The 19006-nt window shown below is 59.5% G+C and carries 18 protein-coding genes and 1 pseudogene; 13 read left to right on the forward strand and 6 right to left on the reverse strand.

Annotated elements, in window-relative coordinates; genetic code table 11:
* Positions 1-398 precede the first annotated feature (398 nt).
* The 5 genes and pseudogenes from SIAM614_RS09485 (at position 399) to SIAM614_RS09505 (ending at position 6220) form a co-directional block, all read left to right on the forward strand.
* Positions 399-1709: an extracellular solute-binding protein gene (locus tag SIAM614_RS09485; protein WP_006933991.1), complete on the forward strand. Its 1311-nt coding sequence runs from the start codon at positions 399-401 to the stop codon at positions 1707-1709.
* Positions 1710-1977: 268 nt separating this feature from the next.
* Positions 1978-2858 (forward strand): annotated as a pseudogene (locus tag SIAM614_RS09490) (ABC transporter permease subunit).
* An 11-nt stretch (positions 2859-2869) separates the two neighbouring features.
* On the forward strand, positions 2870-3712 hold the full coding sequence (gene ugpE, locus SIAM614_RS09495; RefSeq protein WP_006933993.1) for a sn-glycerol-3-phosphate ABC transporter permease UgpE: 843 nt from the start codon (positions 2870-2872) through the stop codon (positions 3710-3712).
* 13 nt (positions 3713-3725) lie between these two features.
* A complete protein-coding gene (locus tag SIAM614_RS09500) occupies positions 3726-4802 on the forward strand; it encodes a sn-glycerol-3-phosphate import ATP-binding protein UgpC (RefSeq protein ID WP_006933994.1) in 1077 nt (358 codons plus the stop codon).
* Positions 4803-5089: 287 nt separating this feature from the next.
* Positions 5090-6220 carry a DNA alkylation repair protein gene (locus tag SIAM614_RS09505; RefSeq protein WP_006933995.1) on the forward strand — a complete coding sequence of 377 codons (1131 nt, stop codon included), beginning with the start codon at positions 5090-5092 and terminating at the stop codon, positions 6218-6220.
* A gap of 164 nt (positions 6221-6384) precedes the next feature.
* Here SIAM614_RS09505 and SIAM614_RS09510 read toward each other — a convergent pair whose 3' ends face one another.
* Genes SIAM614_RS09510 through SIAM614_RS09520 form a run of 3 tightly spaced genes read right to left on the reverse strand, consistent with a single transcriptional unit; the run spans position 6385 to position 8162 of the window.
* Positions 6385-6615 (reverse strand): hypothetical protein, encoded by a 231-nt coding sequence (locus tag SIAM614_RS09510; protein WP_006933999.1) that lies wholly within the window; start codon positions 6613-6615, stop codon positions 6385-6387.
* A 13-nt stretch (positions 6616-6628) separates the two neighbouring features.
* Positions 6629-7813, reverse strand: a complete 1185-nt coding sequence (locus SIAM614_RS09515; protein ID WP_006934000.1) for an MFS transporter — start codon at positions 7811-7813, stop codon at positions 6629-6631.
* On the reverse strand, positions 7803-8162 hold the full coding sequence (locus SIAM614_RS09520) for an MmcQ/YjbR family DNA-binding protein (RefSeq protein ID WP_006934001.1): 360 nt from the start codon (positions 8160-8162) through the stop codon (positions 7803-7805). Before SIAM614_RS09520 ends, SIAM614_RS09515 begins: the two co-directional genes overlap by 11 nt.
* Positions 8163-8328: 166 nt before the next feature.
* Between SIAM614_RS09520 and SIAM614_RS09525 the strand changes: the two genes are divergently transcribed.
* The 5 genes from SIAM614_RS09525 to SIAM614_RS09550 all read left to right on the forward strand — a co-directional run bounded on the left by SIAM614_RS09525 (position 8329) and on the right by SIAM614_RS09550 (position 11952).
* A complete protein-coding gene (locus SIAM614_RS09525; RefSeq protein WP_006934002.1) occupies positions 8329-9147 on the forward strand; it encodes an RNA polymerase sigma factor in 819 nt (272 codons plus the stop codon).
* A 91-nt stretch (positions 9148-9238) separates the two neighbouring features.
* Complete coding sequence (locus SIAM614_RS30520; protein ID WP_050789360.1) at positions 9239-9727, forward strand: YybH family protein; 489 nt, start codon at positions 9239-9241, stop codon at positions 9725-9727.
* Positions 9728-10184: 457 nt separating this feature from the next.
* Positions 10185-11045 (forward strand): LysR family transcriptional regulator, encoded by an 861-nt coding sequence (locus SIAM614_RS09540; protein ID WP_006934005.1) that lies wholly within the window; start codon positions 10185-10187, stop codon positions 11043-11045.
* Between the two features lie 161 nt (positions 11046-11206).
* Positions 11207-11635, forward strand: a complete 429-nt coding sequence (locus SIAM614_RS09545) for an Hsp20 family protein (RefSeq protein WP_006934007.1) — start codon at positions 11207-11209, stop codon at positions 11633-11635.
* Between the two features lie 32 nt (positions 11636-11667).
* The gene (locus SIAM614_RS09550) at positions 11668-11952 is read left to right on the forward strand and encodes a BQ00720 family protein (protein WP_157139770.1); all 285 of its coding nucleotides are present in this window, start codon (positions 11668-11670) and stop codon (positions 11950-11952) included.
* Positions 11953-12142: 190 nt separating this feature from the next.
* Here SIAM614_RS09550 and SIAM614_RS09555 read toward each other — a convergent pair whose 3' ends face one another.
* Entirely contained in the window at positions 12143-13357 is a 1215-nt protein-coding gene (locus SIAM614_RS09555) for an OpgC family protein (RefSeq protein ID WP_006934009.1), read from the reverse strand.
* Between the two features lie 109 nt (positions 13358-13466).
* Entirely contained in the window at positions 13467-14852 is a 1386-nt protein-coding gene (locus SIAM614_RS09560) for a tetratricopeptide repeat protein (RefSeq protein ID WP_006934010.1), read from the reverse strand.
* A gap of 243 nt (positions 14853-15095) precedes the next feature.
* On the opposite strand from SIAM614_RS09560, the gene SIAM614_RS09565 reads away from it, so the two are divergent.
* The gene (locus SIAM614_RS09565) at positions 15096-16247 is read left to right on the forward strand and encodes a YeeE/YedE family protein (protein WP_006934011.1); all 1152 of its coding nucleotides are present in this window, start codon (positions 15096-15098) and stop codon (positions 16245-16247) included.
* 98 nt (positions 16248-16345) lie between these two features.
* Positions 16346-16825 (forward strand): DUF302 domain-containing protein, encoded by a 480-nt coding sequence (locus tag SIAM614_RS09570; protein ID WP_040439765.1) that lies wholly within the window; start codon positions 16346-16348, stop codon positions 16823-16825.
* Between the two features lie 340 nt (positions 16826-17165).
* Here SIAM614_RS09570 and SIAM614_RS09575 read toward each other — a convergent pair whose 3' ends face one another.
* Positions 17166-17927: an SDR family NAD(P)-dependent oxidoreductase gene (locus tag SIAM614_RS09575; protein ID WP_040439827.1), complete on the reverse strand. Its 762-nt coding sequence runs from the start codon at positions 17925-17927 to the stop codon at positions 17166-17168.
* 280 nt (positions 17928-18207) lie between these two features.
* Between SIAM614_RS09575 and SIAM614_RS09580 the strand changes: the two genes are divergently transcribed.
* On the forward strand, positions 18208-18993 hold the full coding sequence (locus SIAM614_RS09580; protein WP_006934014.1) for an ion channel: 786 nt from the start codon (positions 18208-18210) through the stop codon (positions 18991-18993).
* Positions 18994-19006: the final 13 nt, after the last annotated feature.

Consider the following 19006-nt stretch of genomic DNA (forward strand, 5'->3'; position numbering starts at 1 on the left):
AGGCCGGCGAATGTCACCAGGAGTTCATATGAACGACTGACCAGTTTCATATGAGCCACCTAAATTCAGCGAAAACGCCAGCGTTAACGCGGATTGCAGCATGGGGGAAGCCGTGCGCACAGGCATGCTTTGACGGCCGGACGAGATCGCGGGTTCCTCTGCAACGGCAGCCTTGCATCCACTGAATGGTCAGGATTCTTCAAATTTAATCCGTTCCCTCTTGCGGACGCGGTCAAGGCGTCTTTTAATGTTCATATGAGCGTCATATAACGTTCATATGAAAACAATACGAAACGCAGGCGTTATCGTTTCTGGTGCTGATAAAGCCATTTCGGCACCGAGAGAGAACCAACTGCTGACCGGGGCAAAAACGCCCTGCTAGATGGGAGCAAATAAACATGGCTTATCGCAAGACCGTCGCCAGCCTCGTTGCTGCGGCCGCCCTGTTGGGCACGTCCTCCGCTTCATATGCGGCGACCGACATTTCCTGGTGGCACGCCATGGGCGGCAAGCTCGGCGAAGTCGTTGTCGACATTTCCAACGGCTACAATGAATCCCAGGACGCCTGCCAGATCACGCCGGTCTTCAAGGGCACCTACGAAGAAACCCTGACCTCCGGCATCGCAGCATTCCGCGCTGGCGAACAGCCGAACATCCTGCAGGTGTTCGATGCTGGCGCCGCCACCATCATCGGTGCAAAGGGTGCTGTTGTTCCGGTTGAAGACCTGCTCAAGGACAATGGTGTTGCCTTCGACATCGAAGACTACATCGCCGGTGTTCGCTATTTCTATGCCGACAGCGACGGCAAGATGATCGGCATGCCGTTCAACTCCTCCGCTCCGATCCTCTACATCAACGAAGATGCGATGAAGAAGGCCGGTGTCGAAGCTCCGAAGACCTACGAAGAGTTCGAAGCCATTGCTCCGAAGCTGAAGGAAGCCGGTTACGTGCCGCTCGTTCAGTCGCACCTGCCGTGGGAATTCGTCGAGAACTTCAAGTCCCGTCATAACCTGCAGTTCGCAACCAACAACAACGGTTACGACGGCGCGGAAGGCACCGAGCTGGTTTTCGGCGAGCCGATCAAGAACCACTTCAAGGCTGCCAAGAAGTGGCTCGACGAAGGCCTCTTCGGTTACTACGGCACCGGCTGGGGTGACAACCAGACCCCGTTCAACGAAGGCAAGGTTGCCCTCTGGATCGGGTCTTCAGGCTCCTTCGGCGGTATCGCCGACACGGTCGACTTCCCGTTCTCCGCAACCTTCCTGCCTTACTGGGAAGCTGTTGAAGGCGCCAACAAGGCTTCCTTCATCGGTGGTGCGGCTCTCTTTGCAATGTCCGGCAAGTCGGCTGAAGAGAACAAGTGCGTTGCCTCCTTCTTCGAGTACCTGACCTCTCCGGAAGTCCAGTACATGTGGCACAAGGAAACCGGTTACGTGCCGGTCACCGAAGCTGCCTATGAGCTGGCCAAGAAGGACGGTCACTACGAGCGCACCCCGGCGGCCGAAGTCGGCATCCAGCAGCTTTCCCTGGAAGGCGGCGAGTGGACCAAGGGCTACCGCATGGGCTTCTACGTCCAGATCCGCGACGTCATGAACCGCGAACTCGGCAAGGTCTTCTCTGGTGAAACCAGCGTCGACGACGCGTTCGCAACGATCAAGGCCGACGGCGACAAGCTTCTTGAGCGTTTCGCCAAGACCACCAGCAACTAAGTCTGACTTGGTTGCCAGACCGATAGGGGCGCCTTGCGCCCCTATCGACCTTTGAGCGTGGCTGTATAGGCGTACCCATTCTGCCGAATATGTGCGTTTATGGTCCGGATCGACCGACATTCAGCCGGAGGGGGCGGGGTGGCCGATGTCGATCCGCAGCGAAATGAATGAAATTTCGGGCATTCGAACCAATGCCTGACGTTTCGGGCAGGCCGTCCCACAAGGGGTGGCCGGCACCAATCGTTCCCGGTGGTCGAGAAACGAAATAATGAAAAAAGTCCAGTTTCAGTCTCCGTGGCTGCCGTATCTGCTGCTCCTGCCGCAGCTCGGCATCGTGACGGTTTTCTTCCTGTGGCCGGCCGCGCAAGCGATCCAGTCCTCCTTTTATCTCGAAGACCCGTTCGGCTTCGGCTCGACTACGTCGGTCTCGATAATTTCAAGGACATGGTCACGTCCACCGACTACGGCCGGGTGGCGCGCTTCACGGCAGTCTTCACCTTCTTCGTGACGCTCCTGTCGCTCGGGATAGCCCTTCTGCTGGCGGTCAAGGCGGACAAGGTTCTGCGTGGGGCGTCGTCCTACAAGACCCTGCTGATGTGGGTCTATGCAGTTGCTCCACCCGTCGCCGGCCTGATCGGCGTGCTTCTGTTCGACCAGCATGTCGGCCCCATCGTCGAATTGTTCGCCCTGTTCGGCTGGAAGATGCAGATCGGCGTCAGCTACTTCGACACCAGCTTCGCCATGATCGTCACCGCCGTCTGGAAGCAGATCCCGGTGAACTTCATCTTCTTCCTGTCCGGTCTTCAGGGTATTTCCAAATCCGTTCAGGAGGCTGCCAGCATCGACTGCCGGTCCGGCTTCCGGCGGTTCTGGACCGTTACCTTCCCGCTGCTGGCCCCAACCGGCTTCTTCCTGCTGATCATCAACATCACCTACGCCTTCTTCGACACGTTCGGCATCATCGACGTCATTGTGAAGAACGAGCCCGGCAACAACCCGGTGACCCTGGTCTACAAGGTCTACCTGGATGGTTTCCGCGGCAATGACCTTGGCGGATCGTCGGCCCAGTCCGTCATCCTGATGGTGATGGTGTTCATCCTGACAATCGTCCAGTTCCGCCTTATCGAGCGGCGCGTGCACTACACGTAAGGGAGGCGGCGATGAAAAAACTGCAGATCTCGGATCACATCATTCTTCTTCTGGGCGTCTTCTTCATGGTCACCCCGGTGGTGCTGGCGTTTCTGACCAGCACGCACGATGCGATCACCATCTACAAGGAAGGCATTCAGTTCACCCCGGGCGGCAAGTTCTTCGAGAACTACGAGACGGTCCTGTTCGAGGCCGGCGGCTTTACGAAGGAAGTCAACGGGTTCGTGATGCTCAAGAACTCGATGATCCTCGGCCTTGGCTTTGCCGTCGGCAAGATCGTCATTTCCATGCTGGCGGCCTACGCAATCGTCTACTTCCGCTTTCCGATGGCAACCCTCTGCTTCTGGGTGATTTTCGCAACGCTCCTGCTGCCGCTGGAAGTGCGCATTTTGCCGTCTTACGAAATCGTCCAGTCGCTTGGCATGGTGAACACCTATTCGGGCCTGATCGTGCCGCTGATCGCTTCGGCGACCGGCACCTTCTTCTTCCGTCAGTTCTTCATGTCGGTACCGGACGAGCTTCTGGAAGCCGCCCGCATCGACGGCGCCGGTCCCTGGAAATTCTTCAAGGACATCCTGGTGCCGCTGTCGCAGACGATGATCGCGGCAATCTTCATCATCATGTTCGTCTATGGCTGGAACCAGTACCTCTGGCCGACGCTGATCACCACTGACGAGAGCCTGTTTACCTTGGTTCGCGGCATCAAGCAGATCCTGCAGGTCTGGGTCGGGGCGCAAATCCCGGACTTCAACGAGGCCATGGCGCTGGCGATCCTCGCCATCGTGCCGCCGGTGCTCATCGTGGTGATTTTCCAGAGCTGGTTCGTCAAAGGGCTCGTCGAGAGCGACAAGTGAGGTTTTTAGATAAATGGCAACGATAACTCTCGACACGGTCCGCAAGGTCTATGGCGGCAACGTGGAAGCGGTCAAAGGCGTTTCCATCGACATCGCGGACGGTGAATTCATCGTCCTGGTCGGTCCGTCGGGCTGCGGCAAGTCCACGCTGCTGCGCATGATGGCAGGCCTTGAGGAAATCACCACCGGCGACATCCGCATCGGTGACCGGGTGGTCAACAACGTCGACCCGGCCGACCGTGACATCGCGATGGTGTTCCAGAACTATGCGCTCTATCCGCATATGACGGTCTACAACAACCTTGCCTACGGCCTGAAGAACCGCGGCATGGCCAAGGACGAGATCGACCGCCGGGTGAAGGAAGCCGCGCGCATTCTGGAAATCGGCGATTACCTGGAACGCAAGCCGCGGGCCCTTTCCGGCGGCCAGCGCCAGCGCGTCGCCATGGGCCGTGCCATCGTGCGCGAGCCTGCGGCTTTCCTGTTCGACGAGCCGTTGTCCAACCTCGATGCCAAGCTGCGCGTGCAGATGCGCGTTGAAATCAAGCGCCTGCAGCGCGCGCTCGGCACCACCAGCGTCTATGTCACCCACGATCAGCTGGAAGCCATGACGCTGGCCGATCGGCTCGTGGTTCTGAACGGCGGCAACATCGAGCAGATCGGCGCACCGATTGATGTCTACGACAAGCCGGCCTCCACCTTTGTTGCCAGCTTCATCGGTTCGCCGGCCATGAACCTCCTGAAGGTCAAGGCGGACGGCAACGGCCTTGCGCTTGCAACCGGCACAGGCCTCAAGGGCCCAAATACAAAGGGCCGGGATGCCTACATCATCGGTATCCGTCCGGAGCACCTCGAAGTGGTCAGCGCGCCCGGCGAGGGCGATGGCATCCATCTGGAAGCGAGCGTCAACGTGCTCGAGCCGGTCGGTGCGGAAAGCTATCTCTATTCCAGCTTTGCAGATGGCGGCGACGAGATCCTGGTTCGCGTGTCGAGCCATGCCCGTCATGAACCCGACGAAAAGCTCTATCTGCGCGCGGCTCCGGAAAACATCCATTATTTCGACGCCGAAACCGGACAGCGGATCGACTGATCAGCAAACGTCAGGCGAGGCGGTTTGACGAGGGCCGCCGAACCCGGACAAGCCACCCCGGTTATGCCGGGGTGGCTTTTTGTTTGTCGGACAACCGGCCGGTCAGCCCTTCAACCTGCGAGCCGCATCCACTTCACCACCTCATCCTGAGCCAACCCTGGCGCGCTTCCTCGGGACGTGGTCGTGCAACCCTCCTGACGGTGCTTGTCAGGAGAACGGCACGAGGTGTCTGGAACTCCTGCTGCCGCTCTGGCAAACATCTCGAGAACCGTGTCGGGGAGAGACCTTTGGAACCCTTCAAGAACAACATTTCGCCGGAACTGGTGCGCTGCATCGGCAGTCATGCTGCGCAACATCACGCCGGTTTCGACCGTCTGGGCTTTGAAGCGGACATCCTGGCGGAGCTCGAGGATCTGGAGCTCAAGCAGCGAGCCGGCCTGATCGCAAGGCATCTGGACCGGTATCTGCCACGGGATCTGTCGTCCCGCTTTGCCATCCTGCAGGCCATGCTGCACCCGATGACGGAAATTGCCTTCGACCGGGGCAGTGACGAACGCGGTATCCGCGGTTGGGGCATGATGCCGCTTGGCATGGTTGTCGCGGCCAGCGGCCTGGATGATTTCGATGCTTCGTTTGCACTCTTGAAGGAAATGACCAAACGGGCGACATCCGAATTCGACGTGCGCCCGTTTCTGGCGCAGGATCAGGAACGGGCGCTCGCCATCATGGCCCCCTGGGTGAAGGACGAAAGCGTACACGTGCGCCGTCTGGTCTCTGAAGGAACCCGCCCGCGCTTGCCGTGGGGCATGCGGCTTCAGGCCCTGGTGGTCGACCCCACACCTACCTTGCCGCTTCTGGAAGCCTTGAAAGACGACCCGGAAGACTATGTCCGACGGTCCGTTGCCAATCATCTCAACGACATCGCCAAGGATCATCCTGATCTGGTGGCCGATATCGCCAAAAGCTGGTTGAAGGATGCGGAGAAACCCCGTGAAAAACTTGTGCGCCATGCCTGCCGGTCGCTGATCAAGCAGGGCCACACGGCAACGCTGGAGGCCTTCGGGCTCAATCCGCCGGAGGTCCGGGTCGAGGGCCCGCAGATCCTGACGTCAGAAGTCGCCTATGGAGAGGCGGTCGGTTTCGAGTTCGAACTGGTCTCGACCAGCAGCAACCTGCAGGATCTTGTGCTCGACTATCTGATCCATTTCAAGAAAGCCAACGGCACGCTGGCGCCCAAGGTGTTCAAATGGACCAAGCTGACACTGGCCCCGGGCGAGCGGCTGACCCTGTCCCGCAGCCACGCCATCCGGCCGATCACAACACGTGTCTACTACGGTGGCACACAGGCGGTCAGCCTCAGGATCAACGGTCAGGATTTCGGATTTTCGGAGTTCGAGCTGGTGATGGAAAAACAATAAGTCTTTCGAAAAAATATGAAGTCCTAATATAGTTTGTCCTTGGTTTCGATTTTTCGCATCAAAATAGCCAGAGCAAGAACGGCTGTGTACATCGAGAAAAGAAAAAGTCCGTAAAATAAATGGCTTAAAAACACTAAGTTGCTATTCAATTGTGTCATTAAATATTAAGAAGTCCATCCGACAAAACAAATTACAAACTCGTTGAAGAATGATGGGTCTTCCTGCTTTCTTTTTCTTTTTATGAGCTGCCCGAACAAAACGATTGTAAGAAATGCTAGGGTCCAAAAAAACTTATCGGCACTCCTCGATTTTGCTTCAGCCATCAGGAATAAAAAGTATGCTGGCCAACCCACCGCTAACGCAATTGCCGCAATCTTGAAGTCTCTGTCGCTCACTGAACTTGCCTTATCAAAGCCGTTTGAGCCTGAGCATCCCCATAATCCCGAATGCCGGGCCAATGGCCATCACAGCAAACACGCCGGGCCAGCCGATCAGTTCTGCGCCGAGCGGCGTCAGCTGGACCGTGAAGAAGGTCAGCGCGAAGCCGAGGGCGGTCTGAAGGCTCATCAGGCTGCCGGCCTGATCGGGCGGGGCGTAGTCGGCGACAAGGGCTGAGAACTGGGCTGAATCCGGCAGGATCGCCGCTCCCCAGATGAGGACACACAGGATTGTCAGCCAGACGGGCCCGCCAAAGGCAAGCGCTGAGGCAAGCGCGGCGGTACCGCTGACGACCATTGCCGCGATGGCGATGTTCGCCTTGCCGACACGATCTGCCATGATCCCCGCAACGACGCAGGCAGCACCACCGGCCGCAATGGTCAGGAAGGCGATCAGGCGGGACAGTGGGATTGCGGTCTCTGCGGGCATATGGGCGGAGAACGAAACGGCAAGGGCAACGCCGATCCAGGCCCACATGGCATAAAGCTCCCACATGTGGCCGAGATAGCCTGCATAGGCATAGCGGATCTTCGGGTTTGTCCAGGCGGTGAAGATGGCCTTCATCTTCATGCGGGGCGCCTTGGCGTGGAACGGTCCGAGCCCGGCAAAAAGGCACAGCAAACCGCCTGCAGCAGAGGCAAGCGAGGCAACGCTCAGGCTCCAGCGCCAGTCGGTGCCGCCGAAAAGAGCCAGAAGATGCGGTGCGGCAGAGCCGAAGGTGAGTGCGCCGACAAGCGTGCCGACCAGAAACCCACGATCCTTCTGGCCCCAGCCGACAGCGATCTTCATGCCGACCGGATAGACGCCGGCCAGCAGAACACCGGTGGCAAACCGCGCAAGGATCGACACCAGCCCGCCCGGCTCGACCACCAGCAGGCTGGCATTGAACAGCGCAGCGGTGATCGCGCTGAAAGCGAAGAAACGGCGGGGATCGATCCGGTCAGCGAGGCCCAGCAAGGCCGACGTGACGGCGCCGAACACGAAGCCGATCTGGACAGCACTGGAAAGCGCGGCCTGGGCGAAATCGGATATGGCAAATTCGCGGGTCAGATCGGGCAGGATCGCTGCAGACATGAACCACAGGCTCATGGCGGCGATCTCGGCAAGCATCAGCAGACAAAGCGACCGCCATTTGCCTGCCATCTCACCCGGCAAGACCAAGCTCCTTCTGCTGTTTCCTGGTCAGCTTGGCCGCAATGATCTTGCGGGCGGCTTCGATATAGGCCTTCAGGTCCTCGTCGGAAAGCGCGCCTTCCTCTTCCATCTGCACCCACTTGGCGCGAGCAAGATAGGGCGCCGGGATCATCCCCTCCTGCTGCGTGAGCAAGGAGTAGGAGATATCGGAACACTTGAAACTGAACCGCGGAAAATCGCCTTCGCCCCAACCCGAGCAGATGGCGAAGATCTTGCCCCCGACCTTCCAGACCGATGCATTTCCCCATTGGATCACATGGGTGGTTGCCGGAAGCTTTTTGCAGAAGGCGTCAAACTCGTCGCGGGTCATCGGTGGGCTCGTTAAGTCTTGGGATCGGAAACAGGTCCGGCGGCAGGAGCGGCAGAGTGGCTTTTCCGGCTGGATCGCGCAAGCTGCACGGTGATGAAAAAAATGTGTCACACATTCCAGCCTCGCGCTCTCTAACATAACGAGACAGCAAGAGACGGAACACGACATGACGGCAATCAGCGTGAAAACGGAAACGGTCAGGGCAGCCCAGGAAGGTGACAGGATTGCTCTGGAACGGGTTCTGGAAGGCGTTCAGGACCAGATCCATCATCTGGCCAGGCGCATTCTGGTCAATCCGGAAGACGCCCGTGAGGCGACTCAGGAAATCCTCATCCTGATCCTGACCAAACTCTCGACTTTTAAGGGAGAGAGCCGCTTTTCCACCTGGGTCTACCGTGTGGCCGTGCGCTATCTGGTGAGCGCCAGGAAAGTTCGCGACCGGGATCTGGGGCTGACGTTCGATGCCTTTGCCGCCGACCTGGTAGACGGCCTGGTGGCAGAGCCGCCCAAGGCGCCGGACGACGTTCTGCTGCTGAATGAACTCAGGATCTCCTGCACCATGGCCATGCTGCTTTGCCTGACCATGGAGCTGAGACTGGCCTACGTGCTGGGGGATATTCTGGAACTGGAGCACGGCGAAGCCTCCAGCATCCTGGAAATCGCTCCTGCGGCCTACCGTAAGCGGTTGTCGCGGGCGCGGGACGAGGTGATGGCCTTTACCGCGCGCCACTGCGGCGTCGTCTCGGCAAGTGCCAGATGCAGTTGCCCGAAGCGCCTGCCGGCGGCAATCGCCTCCGGCCGTCTTCAGCCCGGGGCCTATCCCAATTCTGCCGGTGCATCGCAAACCTATGACGACGCCAGGCGGCAGGTGGCATCGGTGATCGACGGCCTGAAGGCCTTTGAACTTCAGAACGCCGTGCCCCGGCAACGCTGCCCCGAAGATATCCGCGTCCAGTTGACCGAAATCCTCTCTCCCCGTCACTGACGCGATCAGATCCGCCAGTAACCGAACGCATCAACCAGCCCGGCAACGGGCGGGACTGGCACCGCCTTGCCGACAGAAAGGAAGACCTCCCGTGACCCAGTTGAAACACATCGCAGCAACGGCAGCCGTACTTGCCGTGATGACCTTTTCCCAACCCAGCTTCGCAGAAGGAACCAAAGACATGAGCCAGGAAGAACTGAACGTCATCACCTTGATCGAAAAAATGACCACCTCTTTCGAAACGGGTGACATCGATACGGTGATGCAGACCTATGAGCCGAGCCAGAGCATCGCATTCGAGCCCGGCAACCCGGTGTCCGACAGCACTCTGGCGCGCGAATTGTTTCACCAGTTCCGCTCCATATCGCCGAAATTCACCTACTCGGGACATGAAGTGATCGTGGAGGGCGATCTTGCCGTTCACATCGCCCCCTGGACGATGACCGGCACCGACCCGGAAGGAAAGCCGGTCTCCGGCGAGGGCCTGTCCATCGCCGTGCTGCGGCGCCAGGCGGATGGCAGCTGGAAGATGGTGATCGACAACCCCTACGGCAGCCGCCTGATCCCGGCCGCAAACTGAGCCGTATCAAGCAGCCGGCACTTCCGGAAACATGGCGACGCCACCCTGGCCGGAAGAGCCGCGGTCTGCCGCGCATCTGACAGATGCATTCCCACAAGAGGCCCCGGAAAAACGCCGGGGCCTTTTCCGTCTGAGGGGGCGGCCAAGGCATATTTTCAGCAGTTTCAACAGGAGAAGCCGCCGGCGTTTACGGGCCAGCCTCCTGCTGAGGTCAAGCAGCCGGACATGCTCCGGCACTTCCTGCGGCCAGAATTCCGCATGATGCGGATAGAGCGATCTGACGGGATCGTTCCAGCTTGGCATGCGGGTGTCACCGCATTTCCTTTGCAAAGGCATCGAATAGGGAATGAGCATCTGCGGCTCCATTCAATTTTGATTTTGTTGAAAGGGTATTTGCAGATAGTCTCACGAGAGGTGCCTATTCCCATGTTTTCTAATTGAAAACGAGATTTCAAAAATGAAACGAAATATCGATTGGGAAGATCTTCGGCTGTTTCTGGCGGTTGCCAAAGCAGGTGGTCTTGCCGGCGCGGCAGACAAGGCCGGCGTCAGTTCTGCAACGCTCGGCCGCCGGGTTGCCGCTCTGGAGAAGAGCCTCGATGTCCGCCTGGTGGAACGCGAAGCGCGAGGCTATCAGCTCACCGCCGCCGCGCATGATCTTCTGCGGTACCTTGAAGACATGGATCAGACCGCCCGCAGCATCGAAGCCTGGAAAGAGGGAGAAGGGCTGCGTCGGAGGATCCGGATTTCCGCCGGAGACTGGACGGCGCGGCTCCTCATCGACAACCTGTCGTCCTTTTGGACGCCTGACGCCGGATGGATGCCGGAAATTCTCGCCGATCTCAGGAACCGGGACATTGCCCGCCGGCAGATCGATATAGGTATCCGCAACAGCCGGCCCAAACAGGCCTGGCTGGCCGGGCAGAAGGTGGGAAGGGTGCAGTACGCCGCCTATCAGGCCGCGAGTGTTCCCAAAGGCGCGGAGCCCGGCTGGATCGGGCTCGTGGAAGACGATGCCCATTCACCGACCGGCCTCTGGTTGACGGAAAACCATGGCGCTGAGGCGGTGATCACCGTCAACAAGGCTTCGCTTGCCCTGTCGCTGGTTCGCAAGGGCAACGCGCGGATGCTTTTGCCGACCTTTGTTGGCGATGCCTTTCCCGATCTGGTGCGCATTGGCGGCCCCTTCGAGGGCATGGAAACCGAGCGGTGGCTTGTAATGCATCAGGATGAACGCCATGAACCAACAGTTCGCCAGGCGGTGTCTGCTCTGACGAAGTTCTTGAAACAGAACCCGATTTTGTCTTCGTTCTGTTGAATAATTCACAGAGAAGCCAAAGCAAAAATCGTGTGAAAGTCTGGCTCCTTGAATCAATTTTAACGAAGCTCCATATTTAATCATGAAAGGAACCGGTTGGTTCCGGTCCGGATGCCTTGAAAGGGTCCGGGCACAAGGTCGCTTCAACAAGGACTTTGAGGATGTCACGCATGTCAGCGTTTTCTAGCCCGTTCATGCTCGGGTTTGACGATATCGAGCGCGTGCTCGATCGCGTCTCCAAGGCCGCCAACGACGGTTATCCGCCCTATAACATCGAGAGACTCCCGAAAACGGAAGATCAGGGCGATGTCATTCGGATCACCCTTGCGGTGGCAGGGTTCACAAGAGAGCAGCTTGAGGTCTCGGTAGAAGAGAGTCAGCTGGTTATCCGGGGTCGTCAGGTCGACGACAAGACCCGGCAGTATCTGCATCGCGGCATTGCCGCCCGTCAGTTCCAGCGGGCCTTTGTCCTGGCCGAGGGGATCGAGATCCTCGGAGCCGACCTGAAAGATGGGCTTCTGTCCATCGACCTGGCACGTCCTGAACCGGAGCGTGTCATCAGAAAAATAGAAATCTCCAGCGGCGAATGAACGCTCGCCGGCCAACATATGGAGAATGACTGATGCAAAACCCCAATAGCCCTTCCTGGGCAGACCGCACGCTCTTTTCCGAGTTCATGTCGGTTGACGAGTTGACCGAACTGGGCACCGGAGATGTTGCCTATATCAAACAGATCAAGGCCCGGGATCTGAAGGAAATGTTTCCCGATGTCCCGCCGCTGCACGACAACATGACGCTTTACGCGCTCCTCAATGCGGACGGTACGCCGATCCTGCTGGCGGATAGCCGGGAAGCAGCCGTTGCCAATGCCTTTGAAGCGGATCTGGAAATGGCGTCCCTGCACTGACGCCACCCGCATGACCTGAACAACCGTTACGACACCGGCCGCTTGGCCGGTGTTTGTGTTTTCAGGGCAGGGGTTTGAAAGGGTTCGTCCAGGACGATCGAACGCTGCGCAGCGCGCCGGAAACCGAAACGCCCGCAGAAGGCATTTTTCCTGCGGGCGCTCAAGTTAGGAGAAGGCGTCGTTCCCTCTGTTAGGTGAGGGCAGGTTCGCGGGTTTCGGCCTTGGCCCTGGCTGTCGGTTCATTGCCATCGGCGGGCGGTGTCTTCGGCCGCTCGGAAGGGCCGGAGGAAGACGTTGCGGGCGGCTTGCGCCAGGGCTGGCTCTTGTACCAGCCGGCCACATAGGCAACGGCAATCAGAGCTAGGAAACCGAGGAGATTGGACAGGATCTGCGGCAACCAGTCACCACGGCCCCAGACCATGTCGCGCAGGATGCCCGCAGCCTGGGCGATGACCAGGCTTGCCATAAACACCGGCAGCGACTGCTGGCCCACTTTCTGGACGACGCGCACGAACTGGCCCCAGATCTCACCGTGCCCCAGCAGGCGCCTGCCGTGTTCGCCCGCGGCGACCCAGGCCAGATAGGCCAATGCCAGAAAGTGCAGATAGCGGAAAAGACCGAATTCGGTCTTGATCCAGAGCGGGGTGATCATTTCGCGGATTTCACGAGCCCAGACCAGGTTCAGGTGCATTTCCTGATAAGCGCGGAAGTAGGCGAAGGGAACAGTTACGATCAGGACCACCGCGCACAGCACCATCAGGGGCTTGCTGACCGGCGGTGCGGGAATCCAGCCGCGCATGAAGGCAAAGCCGGTGAAGAACAGCATTTGCCAGGCGAAGGGGTTGAAGAACCACTCCCGGTCGGACCAGGGTTCGGCCGGCAGGCTCAGAAGATCGAACTGGGCGGCCAGCCACAGGCCGACCGACACCGCGAAAGCACCCGGAACCGAATAGCGGGCGACCAGCATGATTACCGGGACCAGCGACAGGATCACCACATACATCGGCAGAATGTCGAAATAATTCGGCACCCAGGTCATTGTCAGCAGTCCGGGCAGGGCGACCTCGGTCTTGTCGTAAAGATGCTGGAGATTGAGCGAGGCGACGTAGTTTTCCGTCAGATTGCAGCACTCGGTCAGATAGCCGCTGTTCTGCAGCATGGCGAGGCCGACGGCAATGACAAGGAACTGGCCGATGTGCGCCCAGTAAACCTGCCACATGCGATGCAGGATACGGGCTGCCCCCATGCCCCAGCCGTGAATATCGAAGATCTTGCCGAAGGCGAGCGCGGACGCCATGCCGGAGCAGAAGACGAAGATTTCCGTTGCATCGGAAAACCCGAACCGGGCAGGGATCCAGAGCGTCCACCAGTTCCATGGCAGGTGGGCAACGTAGATAATGAACATTCCAAGGCCGCGGAAAAAATCGAGCCGCGGATCGCGTGGTCGTTTCGTTTGTGTGTGAGCGTTCACGATGGGTCCAGAGATAATTGGTCAATCGAGTGCCGGCAGGGGATCAGACCGAGCCGGTAGCCCTGAGTTTTTGGTCTTCCATCACTCGGTGGGCGCGGTGCATTTTATCGCATAGTTCAAGGCGTTGTTCGGCAAATCGATCCAGCGCACCGCGTTTGTGCGTCCGGCTTTTGAGCAGCCGTTCCGCATCCTCTGGCATGCCTGCCCGCAGGGCTGCATCGATCGTGATTCGCTCGAAAACATCGCGCTGGGCGTGCGAGCCGCCGACCATGTTTAGATTGTCTCTTGCCGAGTCCAGCAGGGCAAAGGCGGAGGCGTAATTGCCCTTGCGGTATTGTTCCAGGCCGAGGCCTGTCGGCAGTCCGGCTTCCGCGGTGATGCGGCCAATATCCGTTTCGCTTTGCGCGCGCTCCTTCAGCCCGGTCAGCAGCCGCTCGGCGCCCATGCGGCGGCCACCGTTCAACAGGGCCAGAAGGTAATGCAGGTCGGCAAAGACGTTGCTGCCGTCTTCGGCGCGTTTATCGGACAAAAGCGCCAGCTCGTCCCACCGCGCACCGGTATCGACGCCTTCAATCTCCAGACGGACAAGAAGGGACGCCGCGTTGGAAATGTCGCGGTAGTCGTCTGTCTTGTCCTTTCGGACGTCGTTGTCGTAAAGCGCCAGTGCCTTGTCGGCCTGGCCCCGGTCCAGATACATCAGCGCCAGGTGCCACCACACGTGATAGCCGAAATTGTTGCAATGCGCCCAGCCTTCCGGCTGGGATTCCAGCCAGGCCGTGCCTTCTTCGGAGCGGCCGGTCATGTCATGCACGTGGGCCACGGCGTGAAGGCCCCAGGCATCGTCGCGGGCAAACTCCAGCCCTCTGCGGCCAGCGGTCTCCGCCAGGCGATAGTCGCCTGTCTCTTCCAGCGAAAACGCGCGGCAGCCAAGCAGGTAGCCGTAGGCCGGGTGCGTTTCGTCGTAGGCCGCATGTACCCGTTCGATCGACTTCCGCATGCCGGTGGCGTCACCCAGAACGAAGCGGATGGCGTGAACCAGCTTCATGATCAAGGTGTCTTGCGGAACCGTCACCAGCACGGCATCGAGAAGATCGGCAGAGCGTGTCGGATAGCCCTGCAACCAGTTTCCAAGGGCATCGATGACAGCCTGTTCGCGGGCCGTAACCGGCGTGTTCAGGGCCGAGGTACTGGCGATCGACAGGCATTCCTGTGCCGTTGCGGTCATCTCGCGGCGGCCAAGCAGGAGACAGAAAAGCCCGCGGGTGGCATGACCCAGCGCGAAGTCCGGCTCCAGACCGAGACAGGTCTCGAGATATTGCGGGGTGGTCCTGCCATGCGCCAGAAAGGCTTTCACGGTCTCGTTCCAGGCGGTCAGGGCTTCCTTGCCGGACAGGGTAAGCTCATATCCGAATTGATCAGTTAGACGCATAACAGGCCTTTTTGTTTCTCACTCCGGTCCTCTGAAACCGGGTCCCGCCAACCGCGGCTGCAGAGCTCCGGACGGCTGAATATTTCCATTCAAAATCCGCAGGCTGCACTTGAACTGCAAAACACAAAAAGGTGTTGGCAATGTGTAGGTGAAGAAAAGACACCTTCGTTGCGAAATTAAGGCGGGAAGTGCAAGTCTTCGTATCGGGGTTTGAAAGTCGGATCTGCGCGGGAGCAGCAACACATGGCCTTGGCCGTCGGGAAATCTCAAGCAGCCGTTGTCGCCATCGCGGCCGGCCTTCTGGCCATGGTCGCTCTGGGCGCTTATGGCGAAGCCGGACCACGTCAGGCGGTGGCCGCCCTGATCGGCGGTCTCGCCGGACTGTCGCTCTATCATGCAAGCTTCGGCTTCACAGCCGCATGGCGGCGGATCGTCACGGAAAGACGCGGCGGCGGCCTCAGGGCGCAATTCGTGCTCATTCTTCTGACCAGCGCCGTTTCCTTTCCCCTGATTGCCTGGGGGCATGTGCTTGGCTGGCCGACAGGCGGCTTCGTCTTTCCCTTCGGTCTGGCGGCCGCGTTCGGAGCCTTCCTCTTCGGCATCGGCATGCAACTGGGTGGCGGCTGCGGATCCGGCACGCTGTTCACCGCCGGGGGCGGCTCCACCCGCATGATGATCACCCTGGCAAGCTTCATCCTCGGTTCGGTGGCAGCCACCGCGCATCTGCACCTGTGGGGCCGTCTGCCCAAGCTGCCGCCAATGTCGCTCATTCGGGAGTTCGGGCCTCATGGCGCCTTTCTTCTGACCGCATTTGTGCTCGGCCTGCTGGCAATTGCGACCGTCGTCATCGAACGGCGCGCACATGGCTCGATTGCCGAAGCAAGGCCCACAAAGTCATTTTTCGCCGGTCCCTGGTCACCCATGATGGGCGCTGTGATGCTGGCGATCGTCGGCATTGCCACCCTCATAGTGATCGGTCGGCCCTGGGGCATCACCTCTGCCTTTGCGCTCTGGGGTGGCAAGCTGTTTCATACTGCCGGTGTGCCGGTGGAGAGCTGGCCTTACTGGACCTGGCAGCGCGGTGCGCTGGAAAACCCGGTGCTGCGTGACACCACCTCGGTCATGGATTTCGGCATCATCCTGGGCGCGATGGCAGCCGCCGGTCTGGCCGGCCGCTTTGCACCTGTCTGGCGTTTGAGCCGCCGCGACGTGCTGACGGCAGTCGCAGGCGGTCTGATGATGGGTTACGGCGCCCGTCTGGCCTACGGCTGCAACATCGGCGCTTATCTGGGCGGCCTTGTGTCTGGCTCGCTGCATGGCTGGCTCTGGCTGGTTTTCGGCTTCCTCGGCAGTCTTGCCGGAACCCGCGTGCGCCTGCGTCTCGGCATGGACTAAGGCAAGGGGCTGGCCCGCCACACCGCATTGTGAGACGCCCGTGAGGCAGACCTCGCTAGAGTAAGCCGCACTGCAACACCGCTCGCGGGAGAAAGAAGATGCGTCTGTTAGCCCTGGTTTTTATCACCAGCCTGTTGGCCGCCGGACTGGCGAGGGCCGACGGTCTGTCCGGCCGCGAGGGCTGGCAGGTCCTGCCCACGGAAAAGAGCTACACGACACTGGTCGACGATCTGAAAAGCGCGATCACGGACGAAGGCATGCTGGCGGTGACCCAGGCCAGCGCGTCGGATGGTGCCAAGGGCAGGGGAATAACCATTCCGGGTAACCGGGTCATCGGCGTTTACCGCAATGACTATGCCGTCCGGATGCTGGAAGCTTCTGTTGCCGCGGGCATTGAGGCGCCCATACGTTTCTATGTGACCGAAAACGCCGATGGAACGGCAACGCTTTCCTGGAAAACACCCGGTTTTGTCTTTGCGCCCTACATGGAAGAAGGTGGCCCGGCCCTGCAAGAACTGGCAGGGGAACTCGACCAGGTCTTCCTGTCCATCGCCGATAAGGCTGTGGCCTCCCGGTGACAGTTCTGTGAATTGCGTAACGGATTGGCAACCGCGCCTTGAATTTAGGCTTGTGAAACGGGTTTTGCGACCCCACACTCTTACTGTGTTCAACAACTGAAAGGAGGTGTGCCCATGTCTAATGAGTATCGGTGCGTGGCCCAAGTGTCTGGGCGGAATCGAACGGTGCTGGAGCAGCCTCTGGTAGTGCGAGATTTCGCTGGGATCTGATCCGGGACTTGTGTCACGTCGATCTCATGGGAGGGCCGCTAACGCGGCCCTCTTTTGTTTTTGCTGCTTCGTTGGCTTTTTCAGGTCCTCACCTCGTTGAAAAGCCTTCAGACTCAAGCGCTGACAGCAATCAAATCAGACCGACGGACTTGCGCACATCCTCGTCGCGCAGCGAGCAGTCCACACCGCGATAGGCATCGCCGGCAGGCGTGCACAGCCAGCAGATGGCTTCCCCCACCCAACTGGCTGGAATATGCACCGAAGGGTCGAGCTGGCTCACCGGGTTCAGTCCGGAAGACTTGATGTCGACCTGCATCTGCGTTGCCACCGTGCCCGGGCTGAGGCCGACGATGCGCAGGCCCTTGTCGCCGAATTCCTTGTCCGCACAGCGGGTGAGGGAGAGCGCGGCCGCCTTGGACGCGCAATAGTGGCTCCAGCCTTCCAACGCGCTGACCGCAGCACCCGAGCTGATGTTGACCACGGTGCCGGCGCCCTTGGCCAGCATATGTTTGGCCGCGGCATGCAGGCCGTAGTAGACGCCCTTCACATTGATATCGATGACCTTGCCCCACTCTGCCGGATCGCTGTCTTCGATGCGGGCGATGGGTTCGATCACCCCGGCATTGTTGACGAGGATGTCGAGGCCACCATAGGTGTCGACGGCGGTCTGCACCGCCTTGACCACGTCATCGTAATCGGCGACGTCGCAAACCACGGCGGTCGCATCTTGGCCTTCTGCACGGATCTCGCCGGCAATGCGTTCGATATCCTTGTCGGAGCGCGCCGCCAGCACCACCTTGGCACCGTATTTCGCGAGGCTCCGTGCGGCAGCTTCTCCGATGCCCCGGCTCGCGCCCGTCACAAGGGCAACTTGTCCCGTCAAATCAAACATGTAACGCTTCCGTTCTGGATGGGCCTTTCCGGCCTCTGTACCTGCCGGCATTCGCGAGCGGTCGCAGGAACGCCGGAATGCAGACTGGTTCTGAAAAGTTTCGAGCCTCCTGCATTCAGCGGAATTCAGGATGTCACGGTTGATTGACCGCGGACATTAGTGCGGTCGGGCGTGAGAATAAACAGCTTGTTTGCAGCAGCGTCGTGCGTCATCCGCACGAATGATCTATCTAGCGCACAAAGCGTATGCCGGTTAGGCCGGCAAGGAACAGGGGAAGCCGATGGCAGACACGAAGCGGAGTTTGCAGAAAATCCTGCGGCAACTCTATTTTGGCGACACGGTCGCGTCGCGGGCCTTCCGCTATTCGCTTCTTTTGTTCGATCTGGTGACCATCGGCTATTTCATCGTCTCGTCGATGATCGACAGGGATCGCATCCATCATGAACTGGACTATGCGATCGCCGCGGTTCTGGCGCTCGACTATGTTGCCCGCCTGGTCGCCGAAAGCCGGCGGGTAAAATATGTCTTCAGCTTCACCTCGCTTGCCGATTTTGTGGTGATCGTCTCTCTGGTCGCCCCGGCCTTCTTCGAGAATTTCGCCTTCCTGCGCGTTGTGCGGATGTTACGGCTGATGCGCTCCTATCACCTGTTGAAGGAGCTTCGTCAGGCGTCGAAGTGGTTCCGCCGCAACGAAGAGATCTTCCAGTCGGGTATTAACCTGATCGTCTTCATTTTTGTGGTTACGGCTCTGGTGTTCGTGGTCGAGAACGACCGCAACGACAACATCAACAACTATCTCGACGCGCTTTATTTTACCGTGACAACACTGACGACCACCGGTTTCGGCGACATCACCATGACCGACAGCGTCGGCCGGCTGATGACAGTGCTGATCATGATCTTTGGCGTTGCCCTGTTTCTGCGCCTGGTCCAGACGATCTTCCGTCCGGCCAAGGTCAATCTGCCCTGTCCCGATTGCGGCCTCAACCGTCACGACCCGGACGCGGTGCATTGCAAGCATTGCGGCCGACTTCTCAATATTCCGACGGAAGGCGCGTGGGACTGACCGGGTCCCGTCA

Origin of the sequence: Roseibium aggregatum IAM 12614, assembly GCF_000168975.1 — a bacterium.
GTDB lineage: Bacteria > Pseudomonadota > Alphaproteobacteria > Rhizobiales > Stappiaceae > Roseibium > Roseibium aggregatum.